The organism is Pseudomonas sp. AP19, assembly GCF_001728855.1.
Taxonomy (GTDB): domain Bacteria; phylum Pseudomonadota; class Gammaproteobacteria; order Pseudomonadales; family Pseudomonadaceae; genus Aquipseudomonas; species Aquipseudomonas fluorescens.
This window is the reverse complement of sequence record NZ_LXJP01000010.1, coordinates 80187-101625: the sequence shown is the minus strand read 5'-3', so window position 1 is coordinate 101625 and position 21439 is coordinate 80187. Positions and strand designations below refer to the sequence as shown.

16 protein-coding genes and 4 tRNA genes are annotated in these 21439 nt (G+C 60.3%); 9 read left to right on the top strand and 11 right to left on the bottom strand.

Features of this window, described 5'->3' with window-relative positions; genetic code table 11:
- Nucleotides 1–2 precede the first annotated feature (2 nt).
- The 4 genes from kdpB to A7D21_RS10215 all read left to right on the top strand — a co-directional run bounded on the left by kdpB (nucleotide 3) and on the right by A7D21_RS10215 (nucleotide 7044).
- Nucleotides 3–2072 carry a potassium-transporting ATPase subunit KdpB gene (gene kdpB, locus A7D21_RS10230; RefSeq protein ID WP_141718214.1) on the top strand — a complete coding sequence of 690 codons (2070 nt, stop codon included), beginning with the start codon at nucleotides 3–5 and terminating at the stop codon, nucleotides 2070–2072.
- A gap of 64 nt (nucleotides 2073–2136) precedes the next feature.
- Nucleotides 2137–4788, top strand: a complete 2652-nt coding sequence (locus A7D21_RS10225) for a sensor histidine kinase KdpD (protein ID WP_069551643.1) — start codon at nucleotides 2137–2139, stop codon at nucleotides 4786–4788.
- Nucleotides 4785–5477 (top strand): response regulator, encoded by a 693-nt coding sequence (locus tag A7D21_RS10220; protein WP_069551642.1) that lies wholly within the window; start codon nucleotides 4785–4787, stop codon nucleotides 5475–5477. Before A7D21_RS10225 ends, A7D21_RS10220 begins: the two co-directional genes overlap by 4 nt.
- 235 nt (nucleotides 5478–5712) lie before the next feature.
- Nucleotides 5713–7044, top strand: a complete 1332-nt coding sequence (locus A7D21_RS10215) for a M10 family metallopeptidase C-terminal domain-containing protein (RefSeq protein WP_069551641.1) — start codon at nucleotides 5713–5715, stop codon at nucleotides 7042–7044.
- A gap of 160 nt (nucleotides 7045–7204) precedes the next feature.
- Here A7D21_RS10215 and A7D21_RS10210 read toward each other — a convergent pair.
- The 4 genes from A7D21_RS10210 to A7D21_RS10195 form a co-directional block, all read right to left on the bottom strand.
- Nucleotides 7205–7281 (bottom strand) — tRNA-Asp (locus tag A7D21_RS10210).
- 19 nt (nucleotides 7282–7300) lie between these two features.
- Nucleotides 7301–7376, bottom strand: a tRNA-Val gene (locus tag A7D21_RS10205).
- 176 nt (nucleotides 7377–7552) lie between these two features.
- Nucleotides 7553–7629 (bottom strand) — tRNA-Asp (locus tag A7D21_RS10200).
- A gap of 19 nt (nucleotides 7630–7648) precedes the next feature.
- Nucleotides 7649–7724 (bottom strand) — tRNA-Val (locus A7D21_RS10195).
- 159 nt (nucleotides 7725–7883) lie between these two features.
- On the opposite strand from A7D21_RS10195, the gene rdgC reads away from it, so the two are divergent.
- From rdgC to sugE, 3 genes are all read left to right on the top strand, one after another.
- On the top strand, nucleotides 7884–8804 hold the full coding sequence (gene rdgC, locus A7D21_RS10190) for a recombination-associated protein RdgC (protein WP_003172886.1): 921 nt from the start codon (nucleotides 7884–7886) through the stop codon (nucleotides 8802–8804).
- Between the two features lie 155 nt (nucleotides 8805–8959).
- Nucleotides 8960–9907 carry a bile acid:sodium symporter family protein gene (locus A7D21_RS10185; RefSeq protein ID WP_069551640.1) on the top strand — a complete coding sequence of 316 codons (948 nt, stop codon included), beginning with the start codon at nucleotides 8960–8962 and terminating at the stop codon, nucleotides 9905–9907.
- 124 nt (nucleotides 9908–10031) lie between these two features.
- Complete coding sequence (gene sugE / locus A7D21_RS10180; protein ID WP_017136389.1) at nucleotides 10032–10346, top strand: quaternary ammonium compound efflux SMR transporter SugE; 315 nt, start codon at nucleotides 10032–10034, stop codon at nucleotides 10344–10346.
- Nucleotides 10347–10463: 117 nt separating this feature from the next.
- On the opposite strand, the gene A7D21_RS10175 is transcribed toward sugE, so the two are convergent.
- From A7D21_RS10175 to A7D21_RS10165, 3 genes are all read right to left on the bottom strand, one after another.
- Nucleotides 10464–12338, bottom strand: coding sequence for an MFS transporter (locus tag A7D21_RS10175; RefSeq protein ID WP_053255284.1), 1875 nt, complete (start codon nucleotides 12336–12338; stop codon nucleotides 10464–10466).
- Nucleotides 12339–12401: 63 nt separating this feature from the next.
- Complete coding sequence (locus A7D21_RS10170; RefSeq protein WP_069551665.1) at nucleotides 12402–13550, bottom strand: TDT family transporter; 1149 nt, start codon at nucleotides 13548–13550, stop codon at nucleotides 12402–12404.
- A gap of 113 nt (nucleotides 13551–13663) precedes the next feature.
- On the bottom strand, nucleotides 13664–14851 hold the full coding sequence (locus A7D21_RS10165) for an MFS transporter (protein WP_069551639.1): 1188 nt from the start codon (nucleotides 14849–14851) through the stop codon (nucleotides 13664–13666).
- Nucleotides 14852–14942: 91 nt separating this feature from the next.
- Here A7D21_RS10165 and A7D21_RS10160 point away from each other — a divergent pair, with 91 nt between their 5' ends.
- The gene (locus A7D21_RS10160; RefSeq protein ID WP_053255282.1) at nucleotides 14943–15488 is read left to right on the top strand and encodes a TetR/AcrR family transcriptional regulator; all 546 of its coding nucleotides are present in this window, start codon (nucleotides 14943–14945) and stop codon (nucleotides 15486–15488) included.
- A gap of 134 nt (nucleotides 15489–15622) precedes the next feature.
- Here the strand turns inward: A7D21_RS10160 and A7D21_RS10155 are convergent, their stop codons facing one another.
- From A7D21_RS10155 to A7D21_RS10140, 4 genes are all read right to left on the bottom strand, one after another.
- Nucleotides 15623–16402, bottom strand: a complete 780-nt coding sequence (locus A7D21_RS10155; RefSeq protein WP_053255281.1) for an ABC transporter permease — start codon at nucleotides 16400–16402, stop codon at nucleotides 15623–15625.
- Nucleotides 16399–17331, bottom strand: a complete 933-nt coding sequence (locus A7D21_RS10150) for an ABC transporter ATP-binding protein (protein ID WP_053255280.1) — start codon at nucleotides 17329–17331, stop codon at nucleotides 16399–16401. The genes A7D21_RS10155 and A7D21_RS10150 overlap by 4 nt, the downstream gene beginning before the upstream one ends.
- Before the next feature lie 134 nt (nucleotides 17332–17465).
- Nucleotides 17466–18083 (bottom strand): glutathione S-transferase family protein, encoded by a 618-nt coding sequence (locus A7D21_RS10145; RefSeq protein WP_069551638.1) that lies wholly within the window; start codon nucleotides 18081–18083, stop codon nucleotides 17466–17468.
- Between the two features lie 56 nt (nucleotides 18084–18139).
- Nucleotides 18140–18799 (bottom strand): transglutaminase family protein, encoded by a 660-nt coding sequence (locus tag A7D21_RS10140; protein ID WP_069551637.1) that lies wholly within the window; start codon nucleotides 18797–18799, stop codon nucleotides 18140–18142.
- Nucleotides 18800–18989: 190 nt separating this feature from the next.
- Between A7D21_RS10140 and A7D21_RS10135 the strand changes: the two genes are divergently transcribed.
- On the top strand, nucleotides 18990–21437 hold the full coding sequence (locus A7D21_RS10135) for an acyl-CoA dehydrogenase (RefSeq protein WP_069551636.1): 2448 nt from the start codon (nucleotides 18990–18992) through the stop codon (nucleotides 21435–21437).
- The last annotated feature ends 2 nt before the right edge of the window (nucleotides 21438–21439 follow it).

Here is a 21439-nt window from a genome sequence, read left to right as displayed (position 1 = left end):
TCATGAAGAATGCTCGTTTACCTCTGTTTGATCGGCGCATCGTGCTCACTGCCGGCGTCGATGCGCTAAAGAAATTACTGCCCCAGGCCCAGTGGAAAAACCCGGTGATGTTCGTCGTGTACCTGGGCAGCATCCTCACGACCTTGCTGTGGTTCCAGTCCCTGGGTGGCAAGGGTGAGGCGCCCAGCGGCTTTATCCTCAGCATCACCTTGTGGCTGTGGTTCACCGTGCTGTTCGCCAACTTCGCCGAAGCCCTGGCCGAAGGTCGCAGCCGCGCCCAGGCCGCGAGCCTGCGCGGCATGAAACGCCAGACCCTGGCCAAGCTGCTGCAACAACCGCGTCATGGCGCGGCCTGGTTGCCAATGGAAGCCAGCTTATTGCGCAAGGACAACGTGGTGCTGATCGAAGCCGGCGATCTGGTGCCGCTCGACGGTGTGGTGATTGAAGGCGTGGCCTCGGTGGATGAGAGCGCAATCACCGGTGAATCGGCGCCGGTGATTCGCGAGGCCGGTGGCGATTTCTCCTCGGTTACCGGCGGCACGCGAGTGCTGTCCGATTGGTTGGTGGTGCGCATCAGCGTCAACCCGGGCGAGTCGTTCCTGGACCGCATGATCTCGATGGTCGAATCGGCCAAGCGCCAGAAGACGCCCAATGAAGTCGCACTGACGATTTTACTGGTGGGCCTGACCCTGCTGTTCCTGCTGGTGATTGCCACCCTGAGCCCGTACTCGATCTTCGCCGTGGCCATGAGCGGCAGCGGCAGCGTAATCAGCGCCACGGTGTTGGTGGCGTTGCTGGTCTGCCTGATCCCCACCACCATCGGCGGCCTGCTTTCGGCGATCGGCGTGGCGGGCATGAGCCGGATGATGTCGGCCAATGTCATTGCCACCTCCGGCCGTGCCGTCGAGGCGGCAGGCGATGTGGATGTGTTGCTGCTGGACAAGACCGGCACCATCACGCTGGGCAATCGCCAGGCCAGCAGCTTTTTACCGGCGCCGGGCGTGAAGGAAGCCGAGTTGGCCGATGCCGCGCAGTTGGCGTCCCTGGCCGACGAAACCCCGGAAGGTCGCAGCATCGTGGTGCTGGCCAAGCAGAAGTTCGACATCCGCGCCGGCGACATCAACGCCCTGGGCGCCAGTTTTGTGCACTTCACCGCGCAAACACGCATGAGCGGCGTCGATCTGCCCGAAGGTCGGGCGATTCGCAAGGGCGCAGCGGATGCGATTCGCAGCCACATCGAAGCCCTGGGCGGCAGCTTCCCGGCCGCGCTGCAGGCCAAAGTCGATGAAGTGTCGCGGCGTGGCAGCACACCGCTGGTGGTGTCCGACGGAGCCAAAGCCTTGGGCGTGGTGGAGCTTAAGGACGTCGTCAAAGGCGGCATCAAGGAACGCTTCGCCGAGCTGCGGCGCATGGGCATCAAGACCGTGATGATCACTGGCGACAACCGCCTGACAGCCGCTGCGATTGCAGTGGAAGCCGGGGTGGATGACTTCCTCGCCGAGGCGCGCCCGGAAGACAAGCTACAACTGATCCGCGACTACCAGGCCCAGGGCAAGCTCGTGGCCATGACCGGCGACGGCACCAACGACGCCCCGGCGCTGGCCCAGGCAGACGTCGCGGTGGCGATGAACAGCGGCACCCAGGCCGCCAAAGAAGCCGGCAACATGGTTGACCTCGACAGCAACCCGACCAAGTTGATCGAAGTGGTCGAGGTCGGCAAACAGATGCTGATGACCCGCGGCGCCCTCACCACGTTCAGCGTGGCGAATGACGTGGCCAAGTATTTCGCGATCATCCCCGCCGCGTTTGTCGCGACCTACCCTCAGCTCGGCGCCTTGAACGTGATGCACCTGAGCAGCCCCAACTCGGCGATTCTCAGCGCGGTGATTTTTAATGCGCTGATCATTGTCGCGTTGATCCCGTTGGCCTTGCGCGGCGTGACTTACCGGGCCATCGGCGCGGCGGCGTTGCTCAATCGCAACCTGTTGATCTATGGCCTGGGCGGTGTGTTGGTGCCGTTTGCCGGGATCAAGTTGATCGACATGCTGCTCAGCGGCTTGGGTCTGGTGTAGCACCCTAAACCTCATGTGGGAGCTGGCCTGGCGCCAGCTCCCACAGGCATTTATCAGGAAGACTATGCCCGCATTCAACGACGAACGCCCCGACCCCGACGCCCTATTGGCCCGGGTACAGCTGGAAGAACAGGCCGCCTTGCGCGGCAAATTGCGTATCTACTTCGGCTCAAACGCCGGGGTGGGCAAGACCTGTGCGATGCTCGCTGCGGCGCAACGCGAAGTCGCGTTGGGCCGTGACGTGCTCGCCGGCGTCGTGGAAACCCATGGCCGCGCGGAGACCGCCGCGCTGCTCGACGGCCTCGAACAACTGCCCCGCGCCGCCCTGCTGCACCGCGACTTCGCGCTCAGCGAATTCGACCTCGACGCCGCCTTGCACAGGCGCCCTGCCGTGGTGCTGGTGGACGAACTGGCCCACAGCAACGTGCCCGGCTCGCGTCACCCCAAACGCTGGCAAGATGTAGAGGAATTGCTCAGCGCCGGGATCGACGTATGGACCAGCCTCAACGTCCAGCATCTGGAAAGCCTGAATGATCTGGTCAGTGAAATCATCGGCATCCGCGTGCGCGAAACCGTCCCCGATCACGTCTTCGATAACGCCCACGAAGTGGTGGTGATCGACTTGCCGCCCGATGATCTGCTGCAACGCCTCAAGGACGGCAAGGTCTACCTCGGCCCACACGCCGAACGGGCCTCAAAACATTTCTTCCGCAAGGGCAACCTGCTGGCCTTGCGTGAACTGACGCTGCGGCGCACAGCAGACCGGGTCGACACGCAAATGCGCGTCTACCGCCGCGAACAGTCGATAAAGGCCTTATGGCCGGCGCGCGAACGGCTGCTGGTCGGTGTGGCGGGCGACGCGGGCGATGAGCGCCTGGTGCGCGAAGCTGCGCGCCTGGCGCAAAAACTCGAAGCGGACTGGATCGTGGTGCATGTCGCATCAGCTCAGGGCCGCGGCGCCAAGCGCTATCTGAGCGCCATGAAAACCCTGACCCTGGCCAGCGAGTTTGGCGCCGACACGGCAACGCTGCCGGGCATGGACGTCGCCGACGCGCTGGTCGCCTGTGCCCGCGAGCACAACGCCAATCGCCTGGTGCTCGGTCACCATCCGCGCCAGGCGTGGCGGTTCTGGCATCAGTCGGTCAGTGACCGGATCAGCCGCCATCACCCGCAGATTGATCAGATCGTGATAGCCCACGGAGCAGTGCCGGGGCCTGCGCCTGTGATCGAAAAACCGACGCCTGCACCGGGCAGAGCCCTGGCCTATCTGTGGGCCACACTCGCCTGTTTCGCCGCCAGCGCCATTGCGGCATTGCTGCTGCAGGTGTTCGACCTGGCCAACGTCGTCATGTTGTTTTTGCTCACCGTGGTGCTGGTGGCCCTGCGTTACGGACGCGGCCCGGGCGTCTGGGCCGCGATGCTGGCGGTGCTGTGTTTCGACTTCTTTTTCGTGCAGCCGCGCTACTCGTTTACCGTCACTGACACCCAGTATTTCTTCACCTTTGCGCTGATGCTCGGCATCGCCCTGATCACCGGGCAACTCACCGCACGCCTGCGCCACGAAGCACGTACCGCCGCCGCACGCGAACGGCGCGCCACCTCATTGGCGCGACTGGCGCGCGACCTGTCGGCCGCGCTGACCGTGGAGCAAATCAGTGAAGTCGCGCTGCGCACCTTCAGCGGTGTATTCGAAGCACGCGTCGGCCTGGCGCTGCCGGACGCCGCCGATGGCGTGCACAGCGTCGGCGCGGGCGGGTTGCCGATTGACGAGAGCATCGCCCAATGGACCTACGACCACGGCCGGGCCGCCGGCCACGGCACCGACACCTTGTCGGCGGCCAAAGGGTGCTACTTGCCGCTCAAGGCACCGATGCGCGTGCGCGGCGTGCTGGTGCTGGAATTGGCCCAGAGCGAACGCTTGAGCGACCCGCAGGAACGCCGTCTGCTGGAAGCCTGCATGAGCCAGCTGGCGATTGCGCTGGAGCGCGTGCACTTCGTCGAAGTCGCGCAAAGCACGCTGGTGCAGATGGAAGGCGAGAAGATGCGCAACACCTTGCTCGCGGCAATATCCCACGACCTGCGCACCCCGTTGACCACCCTGATCGGTGCCGCCGACACCGCCCTGCCCCACGCCCCACCCGGCCCGCTGACCGAGTTGCTGCACGGCATCCATGAACAGGCCACCTCAATGCAGCGGCTGATCGAAAACCTGCTGGACATGGCGCGCATGCAGGAGCGCGGCGTGCGCCTGAACCGGCAGTGGCATTCGCTGGAAGAAGTCGTCGGCAGCGCACTGCGCCAGCTACGTGAACCCCTGGCGCGACACAGCGTGCATACCGCGCTGGACCCGCGCTTGCCGCTGGTGGACATTGACGCGCTATTGATCGAACGGGTGCTGGTCAACCTGTTGGACAACGCCGCCAAGTACACCCCGCCAGGCAGCAGCATTACCGTCGCCGCCCGTTCCACGGCGGGCGCCATTGTGCTGGACGTCAGCGACAACGGCCCGGGTCGGGCCCCCGCCAACCTGTTCGAACCCTTCACGCGCGGCCAGCAGGAATCCTCCGTCGCCGGCATCGGCCTGGGCCTGGCACTGGCCAAACGCATCGTCGAAGCCCACGGCGGGCACATCGAAGCCAACGCCGTTGAGGCGTGCGGCATGCACTTCATCATCACTTTACCGGCGGGCACACCCCCGTCCATGGAAGCCTTATGAGCACCGCACGCATTTTGATTGTTGAAGACGAAGCCAATATCCGCCGCTTCGTCGGGATCGCCCTGCAAGATGAAGGTTTTCAGGTGTTCGAGGCCGACAGCGTCAAGCGCGCGCTGATCCATGCGGCCAGCCGTCAACCGGACCTGGTGATCGTCGATCTCGGCCTGCCGGATGGCGATGGCAAACACTTGATCAGCGAACTGCGCGGTTGGTTGGCGGTACCGATTCTGGTGTTGTCGGCGCGTGATCGCGAAGAAGAGAAAGTCGCCGCCCTCGACGCCGGCGCCGATGATTACCTGACCAAGCCGTTTGGTGTGCCCGAGCTGCTCGCACGCATCCGCGCCCAACTGCGCAGGCACGGGCAGACCGGCACCGTGGCAGCCACCAGCAAGGTCGCGTTTGGCGAGATTGAAATCGACCTGTCGACCCACGAGGTATGGCGCCAGGGCCAGCCTGTGCATCTCACGCCCATCGAGTACCGCCTGCTCTGCGCGATGATTCGCGGCCAGAGCCGGGTGCTGACCCATCGGCAATTATTGCTGGAGGTGTGGGGCCTGGATTACGTGGACCGCGCCCACTATTTGCGGGTGCACATGGCGCACTTACGGCAAAAGCTGGAAGCAGACCCGGCGCAGCCGCAGCATTTTATTACCGAATTACAGGTGGGGTATCGGTTGATGGGGCTATGAGGAGGCGCAAGCCTGCGCAGGACTTTAACTTTCAATGGCTACTATGAACACGTCAAGCTGAACATAGGAATAACACCCAATCAGCAGTCTATCGCCAAGTAATTTATTTCGAAACCACACAACTCTAACCAAGAAATACTTTATTACCTGAGCACCCTTTCATTGTGCAGCGGTTAATTTATAAACTCTGGCCACCTTGAGTTTAATTGATATAAACCAGCGTAGGATAATGACCATGATTGTTGCCACCTCAGCTTCTGTTCCTCTCGCCGTCGCCCCCCAACATGCTAATTCTTCGCCCACCCCAGCTGACACTAATACACCCGCAGCCGCCGACACTTACTACAACGGCGTCGCTAACCTGGGCCGCAACCCCGTGCGCTGGATCGACAAGGATGGGAATGGAAAAATAGATATCGAAGTGGATTTTTCCGCAGGCCCTGGCAAATATTTCAGGAAACTGGGCTTAACCGGATACTCGCAGCTAAGCCCCGAACAAAAGCGAGAACTCCTCGATCAAATGGCGGACCTCAGCTTCGATACAAACTTGGTTTTTCATGAAAAAGGCGCCATAAAGAACCCGGACGGGAAGATAAATTTTGGTAACTATGCTCACGTGCCATCAAATGGAAAAAACCTGGTACAAGTCGATTTTCCAGACAACACGTCAGACCCACAGAATCCTGACAAGGTAGACGAGCCTGCGGAAGCCTATGTCAGGGGCGATGCCCGCCACTTAAAGGCCAACGCGCGTAATCGGGGCGGTAACGTGCTTGCTCATGCCTTGCTGCATGCGCTGGGTTTGTCTCATACGAACCCTGAGGCTAAGAGCAATAGACCCGCGAGTGCCACAGACTCTCTCGGCTACAGTCTTCTCAGTACCCAGTCGGAAACTACAACGGGCCATGATTTTAAAGGCCACTATGTCACACGTGCGCAAATGCATGATCTAGGCTTACTGACTCAACGCTACGGACATAACAGTCAGTACAGTAACGAAACCACTCGCGTGGTCTACGATTTGAACGGAATGGACGAAGATGACGCGCCCGTCACAACAAGTATTTCAACTGTCCGCGCACACGAAACGCTCAATATCGAAGATGACACCCATGATCAAAATATCAACTTGAACCACGGCACGTTCTCCAGCATTGCAGGATTCAAGAATAATATTTCTATTTTGCGAGGCACGCACGTTGAGGACGTTCTAACAGGTTCCGGCACCAATACTGTCATCGCGAACTTCAAGGCCAATAAAATCACCTTGGGCAGTGGTGCCAACACGGTCACGTTCAATAACTCATGGGACTCTACGCCGAAAGAAACCGACCACCTTGTTGGCTTTAAAAGCGGCATCGACAAAGTCGATATCAGCGGCTTTTCTCAGAAAACCAATGAAGGCACCTTTCTGAAGGGGAACCCTCACCTGGATACCCATACGACACCGGATGGTAAGACCTACGTGAGATATTGGACGTACTTTGATGGTAAAGGTCTTTCAGTGCCCGATTTCTTGTTACGTGCAGATGGAATAAAAATGAGTGACATCATCACACGCACGTAACGTTTTGCAGCGCCGGCGCTGAGTGTGAAGTCACCGGCTTACCCTCTGAAGGGAATGGTTAGATGCCGCACCGCGCCCTGAATGCTGGGCAAAAAAAAGCCCGCTCAATGAGCGGGCTTCTTGTGGTGACCTGGCGTTCAGTGTTCCAGGTTACCGAATATGGCGCAGCGGACGGGACTCGAACCCGCGACCCCCGGCGTGACAGGCCGGTATTCTAACCGACTGAACTACCGCTGCGCGTAACACTTAAAACGAATGGTGGGTGATGACGGGATCGAACCGCCGACATTCTGCTTGTAAGGCAGACGCTCTCCCAGCTGAGCTAATCACCCTTCGTTTCGGTGTGGGCGCATCATACAACAAAAAATCGTAATGTGTTGATTTAAATGCAATTTATTTAAAAAAACTTCATCGTTTGATTATTTGCCGTATTTCGGACAAAAAAAACCCGCTCAATGAGCGGGCTTTCTGTGGTGACCTGGCGTTCAGTGTTCCAGGTTACCGAATATGGCGCAGCGGACGGGACTCGAACCCGCGACCCCCGGCGTGACAGGCCGGTATTCTAACCGACTGAACTACCGCTGCGCGTAACACGTGAAACGAATGGTGGGTGATGACGGGATCGAACCGCCGACATTCTGCTTGTAAGGCAGACGCTCTCCCAGCTGAGCTAATCACCCTTCGCTTCGGTGTGGCGCGCATTCTACGGAGCGACCCTACGTCTGGCAAGCACTTTCTTAAATCTTTTTTTTGAGGCCTTCCAATGGCTTAGGCAGGGTTGGCCTCAGCCCTGATCAAGACAATAATGCCCCCCTTTGTATAAAGGAGAGACTCACCCCATGTGGTTCAAGAACCTGCTTATCTATCGCCTGACCCAAGATCTGCCTGTTGATGCCGAGGCGTTGGAAGCGGCCATGGCCACCAAACTGGCGCGCCCTTGTGCAAGCCAGGAGTTGACCACTTACGGTTTCGTCGCACCGTTCGGTAAAGGTGAAGACGCTCCCCTGGTTCACGTCAGCGGTGATTTCCTGCTGATCGCCGCGCGCAAGGAAGAACGCATCCTGCCGGGTAGCGTGGTGCGTGACGCACTGAAAGAGAAAGTCGAAGAGATCGAGGCCGAGCAAATGCGCAAGGTCTATAAAAAGGAACGGGACCAGATCAAGGATGAAATCATCCAGGCCTTCCTGCCGCGTGCATTTATTCGTCGCTCGTCGACCTTCGCCGCCATCGCGCCGAAACAGGGCCTGATCCTGGTCAACTCGGCCAGCCCGAAACGCGCCGAAGACTTGCTGTCGACCCTGCGCGAAGTGATCGGCACCCTGCCGGTACGCCCGCTGACGGTTAAAACCGCACCGACGGCAATCATGACCGACTGGGTCACCACCCAGAAACCGGCCGATGATTTCTTCGTCCTCGACGAATGCGAACTGCGTGACACCCACGAAGACGGCGGCATTGTGCGCTGCAAGCGCCAGGACCTGACCGGCGAAGAAATCCAGCTGCACCTGACCACCGGCAAAGTCGTGACCCAATTGTCCCTGGCCTGGCAGGACAAGTTGTCCTTCATGCTCGACGACAAAATGACCGTCAAGCGCCTGAAATTCGAAGACCTGCTGCAGGATCAGGCAGAGCAAGACGGCGGCGACGAAGCCTTGGGCCAACTGGACGCCAGCTTTACCCTGATGATGCTGACGTTCGGCGAGTTCCTGCCGGCGCTGGTTGAGGCACTGGGCGGCGAAGAGACTCCACAAGGTATCTAAAGCCATGTGAAGATTAAAATGTGGGAGCGGGCTTGCTCGCGAATGCAGTGGAGCAGTCACCCGATGTATTGACTGACACACCGCATTCGCGAGCAAGCCCGCTCCCATATTTGATGGCATTTGCACTTCCGAAATCTAATAACAAGGACATCCCCATGCGCGCACTCGCCGCCTTGAGCCGCTTCGTCGGCAATACCTTCGCCTACTGGGTGTTGATTTTCGCGGTGCTCGCCTTCCTTGAGCCGGGCTGGTTCATCGGCCTCAAAGGCGCCATCGTGCCGCTGCTGGGCCTGGTGATGTTCGGCATGGGGCTGACCCTCAAACTTGAAGACTTCGCCGAGGTCGCTCGCCATCCGTGGCGAGTGGCCTTGGGCGTGGTCGCGCACTTTGTGATCATGCCGGGCGTGGCCTGGCTGCTGTGCCAGGCGTTCCACCTGCCACCGGAAATTGCCGTCGGCGTGATTCTGGTCGGCTGCTGCCCAAGCGGCACCTCGTCCAACGTGATGACCTGGCTGGCCCGGGGCGATCTGGCGCTGTCGGTGGCCATCGCCGCCGTCACCACCCTCCTCGCCCCACTGCTGACGCCGGCGTTGATCTGGCTGCTGGCGTCAGCCTGGCTGCCGGTGTCGTTCATGGAGTTGTTCTGGTCGATCCTGCAAGTGGTGCTGCTGCCAATCGTGCTCGGCGTGGTGGCGCAACGTGTGCTCGGCGAGCGGGTCCGCCATGCCGTGGAAGTGTTGCCGCTGGTGTCGGTGGTCAGCATCGTGATCATTGTCGCGGCGGTCGTCGCGGCCAGCCAGGCGAAGATCGCCGAGTCCGGCCTGCTGATCATGGCCGTGGTGATGTTGCACAACAGCTTTGGCTATCTGCTGGGCTACTTCACCGGTCGCTTGTTCAAGCTGCCATTGGCACAGCGCAAATCGCTGGCACTGGAAGTGGGCATGCAGAACTCCGGGTTGGGCGCTGCACTGGCCAGCGCGCACTTCTCGCCGCTGGCGGCGGTGCCGAGTGCGCTGTTCAGCGTCTGGCACAATATTTCCGGGGCTTTGCTGTCGACTTACTTCCGCAGAATGAGCGAAAAGGAAGACCGTCGCGCGTTGTAGGACGCGCCAAAAACTTGATCGTCTGATCAATATTCGGCACTCTACCGAACTTCGCGGGGACGACCTCGCGACGCTTTCAAGCGCTAAATCCGGGGACGACCCCAGCTATAGTTTGGAGGTCATCATGTCCTGGATCATTCTGTTTTTTGCCGGGCTGTTTGAAGTCGGCTGGGCGGTCGGCCTGAAGTACACCGACGGGTTCAGCAAACCGCTGCCGACAGCCCTGACCATTGCCGCCATGGCCATCAGCCTCGGCCTGCTGGGGCTGGCCATGAAGGAACTGCCGCTGGGCACCGCGTATGCCATCTGGACGGGTGTGGGTGCGGTGGGCACGGTGATCGCCGGGATTATCCTGTTTGGGGAATCCATGGCGTTGTTTCGATTGGCGAGTGTGGCGTTGATCATTTGCGGGTTGGTAGGCCTCAAGATCAGCGCCTGAGCCACTACCGCTTTCGCGAGCAAGCCCGTTCCCACACTAAACCGCGCTCGATTGAACACCTCGGTCAACTGTAGGAGCGGGCTTGCTCGCGAAGGAGCCCTGACAGGCAACAAAAAACTACCTGACACTCCCCCGCAACACCGCTACTCGCTCCTGCAACTGCGCAGGCGTCGCCGCCTCCACCGCAACAGGCTCACCCGCCACCAACGTGACATGCGACCAGATCCGATGAAACAACCCCTTGTTCGGATCGCGGCTGAAGAAACTCCCCCACAACCCCTGCAACGCCATCGGAATCACCGGCACCGGTGTCTCTTCGAGAATGCGCGTCACACCACCACGGAAGTCATTCATCTCACCGTCGGCCGTCAATTTGCCTTCCGGAAAGATGCACACCAACTCGCCTTCTTTCAGGTACTCGGCAATCCGTGTGAACGCTTTTTCGTAGATCTGGATATCTTCGTTACGCCCGGCAATCGGAATCGCCCCGGCCGTACGGAAGATAAAGTTCAGCACCGGCAAACGGTAGATTTTGTAGTACATCACAAAGCGAATCGGCCGACGCACCGCGCCACCGATCAACAGCGCATCGACGAACGACACGTGGTTGCACACCAGCAAGGCTGCGCCTTCATCCGGAATCAGCTGCAGATTGCGATGCTCCACCCGGTACATGGAATGGCTGAGCAGCCAGATCATGAAACGCATGGTGAACTCGGGGACGATCTTGAAGATGTAGGTGTTGACCGCAATGTTGAGCAGCGACACCACCAGGAACAGTTCGGGGATCGACAGCTTGGCCACACTCAGCAACAGGATCGACACGATGGCCGAGACCACCATGAACAACGCGTTGAGAATATTGTTCGCCGCGATCACCCGCGCGCGCTCGTTCTCGGCGGTGCGCGACTGAATCAGCGCATACAGCGGCACGATATAAAAGCCGCCGAACACGCCCAGCCCAAGGATATCGAACAGCACCCACCAGGCCTGGCCATAACCGAGCACTGCCAGCCAATCGTTCGCCTGGACGTTCTGCGGGAAGCCGCCAGAGTGCCACCACAGCAGCAGGCCGAACACGGTCAGGCCAAATGAACCGAACGGCACCAGGCCGATTTCCACCTTGCGACCTGAGAGTTTTTCACAGAGCATCGAGCCCAGCGCGATCCCCACCGAGAACACCGTGAGGATCAGTGTCACCACGGTTTCGTCGCCGTACAGCCATTCCTTGGCGTAGGCCGGGATCTGCGTCAGGTAGATCGCGCCGACAAACCAGAACCACGAGTTGCCGACAATCGAGCGCGACACTGCCGGCGTCTGCCCCAGGCCCAAACGCAGGGTGGCCCAGGACTCGCTGAAAATATTCCAGTTCAACCGCAGCTCGGGTGTAGACGCCGCCGCACGCGGAATGCTGCGGCTGGCCAGGTAACCCAGCACCGCCACACCGACAATCGCCGCCGCCACGATCGGCGCGTAATGGGTGGACGACATCATGATGCCGGCGCCAATGGTGCCGGCCAGGATTGCCAGGAACGTGCCCATTTCCACCAGGCCGTTACCGCCCACCAGCTCATCGTCGTGCAGGGCCTGGGGCATGATCGAGTACTTGACCGGGCCGAACAGCGCCGAGTGAGTACCCATGGCGAACAGCGCCAGCAGCATCAATTCCAGGTGATTGGACAGGAAGCCCGTGGCGCCTACCGCCATGATCACGATCTCACCGATCTTGATCGCACGGATCAACGCGTCCTTGTTGAATTTCTCGCCAAATTGCCCGGCCAGCGCCGAGAACAGGAAAAACGGCAGGATAAACAGCAGGGCGCACAGGTTGACCCAGATGGAGCGGTCACCGTCGATGGTGAGCTTGTAGAGAATCGCCAGGATCAGCGATTGCTTGAAAATATTGTCGTTGAAGGCGCCCAGTAACTGGGTGACGAAAAACGGCAGGAAACGCCGTGTTCGCAGCAAGGTGAATTGTGAGGGGTGGCTCATCGTCCGTGTTCCTGCGTGGCCTGAAGGCTTGGATTGTCAGGCCACGACTTTACCTAATCCGGCTTACTTATTCGCTAGCCCCGCAATACAAGGCGAAACAAAAAGCTCACCTTTGTAGGCGCCCTGCACGGTGCGCTTGGCGACGATCAGCCACATCAGCGCCAGAGCCACCACCAGCACAGTGCCAAACACGCTGAAAAAACCCAAGTGCAATTGGCTCGCAAGCTTCAGCGTAGCCAAGGCGTACACCCCCAACGGGAAGGTAAAACCCCACCAACCGAGGTTGAATGGAATGCCCGCACGCAGGTAACGCAAGGTGATCAACACGGCGATCAGCATCCACCACAAGCCGAACCCCCACAGGGTGATGCCCGCCACCAGGCCAAGGCCGCTGGCCATCTCGCCGACACCGGGCAAGCCGTTGGCCGAGAAGATTGCCGGTGCATCGCCGCCCAGCAGCAACATGCCGAGGGCACCGGTGCCAATAGGGCCAAGCGCCAACCAGCTCGACGCAGCCATATTAGCGTGGGGCAGTTTGTGCAGGGCCATGCGCAACATCAAGATGGTGAGGATGCTGAACGCCACCGGCAGGGAAAACGCCCACAACACGTAGCTGGTCACCAGCATCACCAGTTGCGAATGGGCGTCGACCAGGTGCGGCGCCAGCAGGCCACCGCTGGCGGCAGCGACTTCGGCCGCGACCACCGGTAACAGCCAGACGGCGGTCATCTGGTCGATGCTGTGTTCCTGGCGGGTGAACATCATGAACGGGATCAGGACCCCGCACGCCATGGCCATCGCCACATCCAACCACCACAGGGTTTGAGCCAACGCGATGACATCGCTGCCCCAGCGTGGCAGGCCGAACAGCAGCAGGCCATTGAGAATCGTCGCCAGCCCCATCGGGATGGTGCCGAAGAACATCGAAACCGTGGAGTGCCCGAAAATCCGTCGTGCCTCGTCGAAGAACATCACCCAGCGGGCGGCATAAAGAAGACTGAACAGCACAAACAAGCCAATGGTGAACAGCCACAGCCCTTCGGCAATGGCATGCGAGCCGGGCACACTCACGGGCAATTGCGCCAAGGCCAGCGCCAGCACGCCGGTGCCCATGGTCGCGGCAAACCAGTTGGGGGTGAACTGGCGAATCACTTCCCGAGGACGGGTCAAGTGACTGAAGGGTTTATAGCTGATGGTATTGGAGCAGGTCATGATGGTCATCCTCTTCCTCGCATGAGGTTGAAGCCATCATAGAACCTGAACGAATATCTATATAACGGGTAATATCTCTAACTGTTATCTGTTTTACCAATATAGAAACTGACCTACACCGCCGTTCTGGCTCGCCCTGAATCCTGCAGCAGCAAACCGACCAGCGCACTGAGGGCCAGCACAATCAGCACGGCGCCGTAGCCATCGGTGGTGGCGATGAGGCCGAACACCCGGCTAAGGTTGCCCGCCAGCAATGCCGGCACGCAGAACGCCAGGTAGCTCAAGGCATAAAACGCAGACATCAAACCGGCGCGTTCATGGGGCAGCGCCAGGCCCACGATACTGCGCACACTGCCCATGAACCCGCCGCCAAAACCCAAGCCTGCGATCACACTGGCGACAAAGAACAGCCACAGACTGGCACTCTGCACAGCGACCAGCAGCAACGCCACACCCGCCGCCAACAGGACCGCCGATAGCCGCATGATCCTGTCTGCCGCACGCGCGCGCAGGCTGTAAATCATCACCGCGCCACTCAGGGTCACGACTGCCACCAGGCCGCCGCCAATCAGATGCGAGGTCGAACCGGTCGCAGCCCGCACAAGCGACGGGGCCAGGGATGAAAAGAACCCGCCCAGCGACCACACCGCCACATTCAGCGGCATCGCCAGCCACAAGGCACGGCGCGCTTGCTGCGGCACATGCAGGGTCGGCGCCAACGACTTCAAGGCCCCGGGTATGCGGCTGACGGTTTCGGGCAAGCGCAACATGCAGACCGCCTGAAGCGCCATCAACCCCAACAGGGTGAAGTAAATCAATTGAGTCGGACGGGGTGCGAACTCCACGAGCAAGCCGCTGCCCAGGCCACCACTGGCCATGCCCAAGAGTGGCGCCAGGCTATTGAGCATGGGGCCGCGCAAACGGTCGGTGTCCAGCAGCGTGGCACTCAGCACTGCGGTTGCCATGCCTGTCGCGAAACCTTGCAGCGCGCGAGCGGCAATCAAGTAGGCGGTGCTGTCAGCGTTGATAAACAGCAGCATCGCCACCATATTCAGGATCAGCGCGACGAAGATCACCGGCTTGCGCCCCAGGTAATCCGAGAGAGAACCCACGGTCAACAACGCGGCCAACAGGCTCACCGCATAAACGCCGAAAATCACCGTCAGCATGGCCGCAGAAAAATGCAGGCTGTCCTGGTAAACCTGATACAGCGGCGTCGGCGCGCTGGACGCAGCGAGGAAGGTCAACATGGTGATGACCAGGAACGCCAGGCTGGAACGTTGAGACATGACGCTAGACATAAGCACACCCCGCTAAAGCTAATATTTTGCTTTTGCAGAGTGTGCTACCGCCGAGCGCTTAAAGCAAATTCTTTGTGTTAAGGTTTTACGCATGGCGATTAAAGAAGGCCTTCGCCCGGGGGGCCGCAGTGCCCGGGTTCAAGAATCAGTGCATAACGCCGCGCGCGAACTGCTGGAAGCCCATGAGCGTTCCAGCGTTACCGTGCCGATGATTGCTGCGCGCGCAGGCGTGACGCCCTCGACGATCTACCGACGCTGGGGCGACTTGTCCGCCCTGCTCGCCGACGTGGCCTTGGAACGCCTGCGCCCGGACAGCGAGCCCGCCAACACCGGCACCCTGCGCGGTGACTTGCGGGCGTGGGGCGAGCAATACCTGGATGAAATGAGCTCCGAGCTGGGGCGCAACATGATGCGTGACGTGCAGTGCAATCGTCCCAGGGACTATTGCAGCAGCATCCTGATGGGCCAGATGCAGGTTATTCTCGACCGCTACCAGGGCAGCGTCGACGTGCTGCCGAGCCTGGACCGGTTGCTGAATCTGATTGCGGCGCCCACGGTGTACCGCAGCCTGTTCGCCAGTGCGCCGCTGCCGGTCGAAGAACTGCATGAATTGATCGAGCTGGCGCTGCAGGGATAAAGCCAAACACACAACCCAATGTGGGAGCGGGCTTGCTCGCGAATACGGAGTGTCAGTCAATACACACTTGACTGATCCACCGCTTTCGCGAGCAAGCCCGCTCCCACATTTTTTTGACTGTGTGTAATCGCTGCTTACGTACGCATGCCGCGCCCGCTCACCAGCAGCCGTGCACAGCCGACATACAGCACCACGGTGGCCACCAGCATAAAGGTGATCGCCACGCTGATCTTGATATCCGATACGCCCAGGATGCCGTAGCGGAAGGCGTTGACCATGTGCAACACCGGGTTGGCCAGCGACACGGTCTGCCAGAACGGCGGCAGCAAGGTGATGGAGTAGAACACCCCGCCCAGGTACGTCAGCGGCGTCAGCACGAATGTCGGGATGATCGAAATATCATCGAAATTGCGCGCAAATACGGCGTTGATAAACCCCAGCAGCGAGAAGATCGTCGCCGTCAGTACCACCACCAGCAGGGTGACCCCAAGGTGATGCACTTGCAGGTGGGTGAAGAACAGCGACAGCAAGGTCACGATCACGCCGACCATCAAGCCACGCAACACGCCACCCAGGGTGTAGCCGATCAGAATGGTGTGGGGTGACACCGGCGACACCATCAATTCTTCGATGGAGCGCTGAAACTTGCTGCCGAAGAAACTGGAGACCACGTTGCCGTAGGAGTTAGTGATCACCGACATCATGATCAGGCCCGGCACGATGTACTCCATGTACGTGAAGCCACCCATGTCGCCGATCTGGCGGCCGATCAGGTTACCGAAGATCACGAAGTACAGGACCATGGTGATCGCCGGCGGCAGCAGGGTCTGCGGCCAGATCCGGGTGAAGCGCTTCACTTCGCGGTAAACGATCGTCTGCAGCGCGACAATGTTGGGTTGCAGTTCGGAACTCATACCGCCACCTTCGCCAGATTTTTCTCCACCAGGGACACGAACAACTCCTCAAGGCGATTGGTTTTATTACGCAGGCTCAGCACTTCAATGTTCTGGGCCGCCAACTGGGTAAACAGCGCAGTGATGCCCATGGCCTTGTCCACCTGGACTTCCAGGGTGTGGTCGTCCACCAGGCGGCTCGGGTAGCCGAGCAAATGCGGCGCCACCGACAGGTTGTTTTTCAGATCAAGCAGGAAGGTTTCCACATGCAACTGGCCCAGCAGGTTACGCATGCTGGTGTTCTCGACGATGGTGCCGTGGTCGATGATGCCGATGTTGCGGCACAGTTGCTCCGCCTCTTCCAGGTAATGGGTGGTGAGGATGATGGTGATGCCCTTCTCGTTCAGCTCGGTGAGGAAGGCCCACATCGATCGACGCAGTTCAATGTCCACGCCTGCGGTCGGTTCATCGAGGATCAGCAGGCGCGGCTCATGCACCAGCGCGCGGGCGATCATCAAGCGGCGCTTCATGCCGCCGGACAGCGAGCGCGAAGGCACATCACGTTTGTCCCACAGGCCCAGTTGAGTGAGGTACTGCTCGGCGCGTTCCTTGGCGATTTTCGCCGGGATGCCGTAGTAGCCCGCCTGGGTCACAACGATGTCGAAGGTCTTTTCGAACTGGTTGAAGTTGAACTCCTGGGGCACCACGCCGATCGAGCGTTTCAGCGCCGCCGGGGATTTGTCCAGGTCATGCCCGAAGATATTCACCGTGCCGCTGGTCTTGTTGACCAGGGTCGAGAGGATACCAATGGTGGTGGATTTGCCGGCACCGTTGGGGCCGAGCAAGGCGAAAAAGTCACCTTCGGCCACGTCCAGATCGATACCACTCAGGGCCTGGAAACCGTTGCCGTAGGTTTTGGTTAGCTGCCGGATGGACAGAGCGGAACTCATATCGGAATACGCACCAAAGAAGGGAATAGAAACAATAGATGAGGGCGCAGCCCAGGTAGTTCAACGGCGGCGCATGACAGGCATGGTGCTTGCCTGCGCCGCACAAGTACAGTCACCCGTATTAATAGTAGGTATTAAGTCAACGCAGTCATCACGGCTTTGCGGTAGGCCGGGCGTTCTTTGAGGCGCTGGTACCAGGCCTCTAGATGGGGCATTGCAGGCCGTTCGATAGGCATTTCAAACCAGGCGTAGATAAAGCTGCCCAACGGGATATCGCCCATGCCGATCGCATTGCCCGACAGGTAAGGCTGCGTCGCCAGCGCTTTGTCCACGGTGCTCAAGGCCTCGATACAGGCCTGGCGCCCGGCATTGATGCTGTCCCAGTTCTGCTTTTCTGCCGGGGTGCGCAGGATGCCCCAGAACACCGCTTTGAAGGGCTCAGCGAGGGTCGAAGTGGTCCAGTCCATCCATTTTTCGGCATTGGCCCGCGCTTTCAGGTCGCTCGGGTACCAGCTCGACGCCTGCTTGGCGCAGAGGTAACGCACGATGGTGTTGGACTCCCACAGCACAAAGTCGCCGTCTTCGATCATCGGCACCCGGCCATTGGGGTTCAACGCTCGGTACTGCGGCGTGTCGACCACACCAAAAGCTCCGCCCGCATCAATTGCCTCATAGTCCAGGCCGAGTTCCTCGGCGCACCAGAGTGCTTTCCTGACATTTGATGAATTTTTACGACCCCAGATTTTCAGCATGACCGCGCCTTATCGTGAATGAACATGGCTTGATGAACGCAGCAGCATACGCCGCTTCACGCGCGGCTTAAATCAGTGTGCAGGTCACCCAATACGATCGGCTTATCCGCGGCGAACAGGTGCGGGTAACACTGCTGAATATGCGCGAAGAAAAAACCCTCGGGCACGTCTGAAAACTGCCCGTGGTCAAGCACATACTCCATCGAGCGCTGCCCCTGGCGATTGAACGCATGGAAGACGCTGTCATGGATCCCATCGAATTCCAGCGGCGGCACATCGAAGACGTCGCACAGTTGCTGATTGAACGCCGGGGTCGCCTTGACCCAACGGCCGCGCAAGTAAAACTCGGTGTAGCCGTGCATGGCGAACACATCACTCTTGAGCAACGCAATCAGGCGTGGCGTCGACAGGTGATTACGCACGTCCGCCAGGCCGATGCGCGCCGGTATCCCGCAATGGCGGGCACAGGCAGCAAGCAAGGTGGCCTTGGGCACACAGTAACTTTCACCGGCCGCCAGCGCGAAGCTGGCGCGCAAGCTGCCGGGGTCGCGGCTGAAGGTGTAAGGGTTGTAGCGAATCGCCTCACGTACGGCGTAATAAAGACTGACTGCCTGGTCACTTGAGTCAGCACTGGGACCCCGGTGTTTTTCGGCGAACTCCACCACCGCAGGGTGGTCACTATCGATGAAGCGGCTGGGATTCAGGTACGTATCCATGAGCTTTATCTCCGAAGGAAGCCTGGAGTGTAACGACAGGTCTGCCAGGGAGATAACGACGAATCGGCCAAATGTCGGCGCCTGGTGATGGTGCGCCCAGTACAACTCGTTACACCCTGATCACCGCGCTTTTTCGGATGCCGACTAAGCTCCATGGTGGTTTCGCCCCTGGTTTCACGGAGGATTGAATATGCTGTTGTTGTGGATACTGGTTCTGGTGGTCGGCATTGCCTACCTGGCACACCGCCGCACCGCGCCCCTGCCCGCCCTGGGCGTGGTCGCCGTTTACCTGCTGGCGATGGGCGCCTGGAGCCATGCACCGGGTTGGCTGCTGCTGATCTTCTGGGTGATGATCGCCGTCGTTGCCTTGCCCTTGCTGCTGCCGGACCTGCGCCGGCAATACTTCACCAAGCCGCTGTTCAGCTGGTTTCAGAAAGTGCTGCCGCCGATGTCCGAAACCGAGCGCGACGCGATCGATGCCGGCACCGTGTGGTGGGACGGCGAACTGTTCAGTGGCCGCCCCGACTGGGACAAGTTGCTGGCCTACCCCAAGGCGCAACTGACTGAAGAAGAGCAGGCATTCATCGATGGCCCCACCGAAGAACTCTGCGCGATGGTCAGCGACTGGGAAATCGGCCAGGCCATGGACCTGCCGCCCGCTGCCTGGGAACACATCAAGACCCATGGCTTCTTCGCGCTGATCATTCCCAAGGAATACGGCGGCAAAGGCTTCTCGGCCTACGCCCACTCCCAGGTTGCGATGAAGCTCGCCACGCGCAGCGGCGACCTGGCCTCCACCGTGATGGTGCCCAACTCCCTCGGCCCGGCCGAACTGCTGCTGCATTACGGCACCGATGAACAACGCAACCACTACCTGCCCCGCCTGGCCCGTGGCGATGATATCCCGTGCTTTGCGCTGACGGGCCCACTGGCCGGCTCCGACGCCGGTGCCATGCCAGACACCGGCGTAATCTGCAAAGGTGAGTGGGAAGGCAAGGAAACCCTCGGCCTGCGCCTGAACTGGGAAAAACGCTACATCACCCTCGGCCCGGTGGCGACGTTGCTCGGCCTGGCCTTCAAGGCCCATGACCCGGATCACCTGCTGGGCGACCAGGAAGACCTGGGTATCAGCCTTGCGCTGATCCCGACCGACACCCCCGGCGTCGAAATCGGCCGGCGTCACCTGCCCCTGGGCGCCGCGTTCATGAACGGCCCCAACTCCGGCAAAGACGTGTTCATCCCCCTGGAATTCCTCATCGGCGGCCAGGAGATGCTCGGCAAGGGCTGGATGATGCTGATGAATTGCCTGTCGGTAGGCCGTTCGATCTCCCTGCCCGCCGTCGGCACCGGCGCTGCCAAGTTCACCAGCCTGGTGACAGGCCAATACGCCCAGGTACGTGAACAGTTCAACGTACCGCTGTCGGCCTTCGAAGGTATTCAGGAAGCCCTCGCGCGCATCGGCGGCAACGCCTGGCTGATGGACAGTGCGCGCATGCTCACCGCCAACGCCGTGGACCTGGGGGAGAAACCCTCGGTGCTGTCGGCGATCCTCAAGTACCACCTGACCGAACGCGGCCGCGAGTGCATCAGCCACGCCATGGATGTACACGGCGGCAAGGGCATCATCATGGGCCCGAACAACTACCTGGGTCGCAGCTGGCAAGGTGCGCCGATCTTCATCACCGTGGAAGGCGCGAATATTCTCTCGCGCAACCTGATGATCTTTGGCCAGGGCGCGATTCGCTGCCATCCGTTCGTGCTCAAGGAAATGGCCCTGGCCGGTCGTGAAGACCATGACCAGGCGCTGAAGGAGTTCGACGGCCTGCTGATGCAGCATATCGGTTTTGCCGTGAGCAATGCCGCCAGCACGCTGGTGCTGAACCTGGGCGTTGGCCACTTTGAGCAAGCCCCGGGCAACCGCTTGAGCCAGGGTTACTTCCGTGCACTGAACCGTCAGGCCGCCGCGTTCGCCCTGCTCGCCGACCTGAGCATGATGCTGCTGGGCGGTGAATTGAAACGTCGCGAACGCCTCTCGGCGCGCCTGGGCGATGTGCTGAGCCATATGTACCTGGCGTCGGCGGCGCTCAAGCGCTATCACGACCTCGACTCACCCGACCATTTGGAACCGCTGTTCGCCTGGGCCATGGAAGAAAGCCTCGGCGAGTCGGAGCGCGCGCTGGATGAACTGCTGAGCAACTTCCCGAACAAGGTGCTCGGCTGCCTGCTGCGGGTCATCGTGTTCCCGTTCGGGCGTCGTCATACCGGGCCGTCGGATGCACTGGACGCCGAAGTGGCCGCGGTGATCGGTCGCGCCAAAGGCGACCCGACCCTTGAAGAGTTGCTGGCCGGCTGCTATCGCCCGCAATCGGCGGAAGATCCGGTCGGTGCCCTGCAACATGCCTACGACCTGCTCGGCGCCAGCCATCCGCTGCAGAAAAAACTGCATGCCGCGTTGAAAAGCGGCCAGGTCAAACCGACTGCCGGCGAGCATGCCATCGACGCCGCCCTGCACGCCGGGGTGCTGCAACCGGGCGAAGCGCAAACCTTGCGCGATGCCGAAGCGGCGCGGCGCAAGGTGATTGATGTGGATGATTTCAGTAAGGAAGAACTGACCCAGGCTGAGGGTAAAGTCCGCTGATA

What these genes read in the sequence shown, in the direction of transcription:
- kdpB (WP_141718214.1), top strand. Translation starts at nt 3, where the DNA reads ATGAAGAATGCTCGTTTACCTCTGTTTGATCGGCGCATCGTGCTCACT.
- A7D21_RS10225 (WP_069551643.1), top strand. Translation starts at nt 2,137, where the DNA reads ATGCCCGCATTCAACGACGAACGCCCCGACCCCGACGCCCTATTGGCC.
- A7D21_RS10220 (WP_069551642.1), top strand. Translation starts at nt 4,785, where the DNA reads ATGAGCACCGCACGCATTTTGATTGTTGAAGACGAAGCCAATATCCGC.
- A7D21_RS10215 (WP_069551641.1), top strand. Translation starts at nt 5,713, where the DNA reads ATGATTGTTGCCACCTCAGCTTCTGTTCCTCTCGCCGTCGCCCCCCAA.
- rdgC (WP_003172886.1), top strand. Translation starts at nt 7,884, where the DNA reads ATGTGGTTCAAGAACCTGCTTATCTATCGCCTGACCCAAGATCTGCCT.
- A7D21_RS10185 (WP_069551640.1), top strand. Translation starts at nt 8,960, where the DNA reads ATGCGCGCACTCGCCGCCTTGAGCCGCTTCGTCGGCAATACCTTCGCC.
- sugE (WP_017136389.1), top strand. Translation starts at nt 10,032, where the DNA reads ATGTCCTGGATCATTCTGTTTTTTGCCGGGCTGTTTGAAGTCGGCTGG.
- A7D21_RS10175 (WP_053255284.1), bottom strand. Translation starts at nt 12,338, where the DNA reads ATGAGCCACCCCTCACAATTCACCTTGCTGCGAACACGGCGTTTCCTG.
- A7D21_RS10170 (WP_069551665.1), bottom strand. Translation starts at nt 13,550, where the DNA reads ATGACCTGCTCCAATACCATCAGCTATAAACCCTTCAGTCACTTGACC.
- A7D21_RS10165 (WP_069551639.1), bottom strand. Translation starts at nt 14,851, where the DNA reads ATGTCTAGCGTCATGTCTCAACGTTCCAGCCTGGCGTTCCTGGTCATC.
- A7D21_RS10160 (WP_053255282.1), top strand. Translation starts at nt 14,943, where the DNA reads ATGGCGATTAAAGAAGGCCTTCGCCCGGGGGGCCGCAGTGCCCGGGTT.
- A7D21_RS10155 (WP_053255281.1), bottom strand. Translation starts at nt 16,402, where the DNA reads ATGAGTTCCGAACTGCAACCCAACATTGTCGCGCTGCAGACGATCGTT.
- A7D21_RS10150 (WP_053255280.1), bottom strand. Translation starts at nt 17,331, where the DNA reads ATGAGTTCCGCTCTGTCCATCCGGCAGCTAACCAAAACCTACGGCAAC.
- A7D21_RS10145 (WP_069551638.1), bottom strand. Translation starts at nt 18,083, where the DNA reads ATGCTGAAAATCTGGGGTCGTAAAAATTCATCAAATGTCAGGAAAGCA.
- A7D21_RS10140 (WP_069551637.1), bottom strand. Translation starts at nt 18,799, where the DNA reads ATGGATACGTACCTGAATCCCAGCCGCTTCATCGATAGTGACCACCCT.
- A7D21_RS10135 (WP_069551636.1), top strand. Translation starts at nt 18,990, where the DNA reads ATGCTGTTGTTGTGGATACTGGTTCTGGTGGTCGGCATTGCCTACCTG.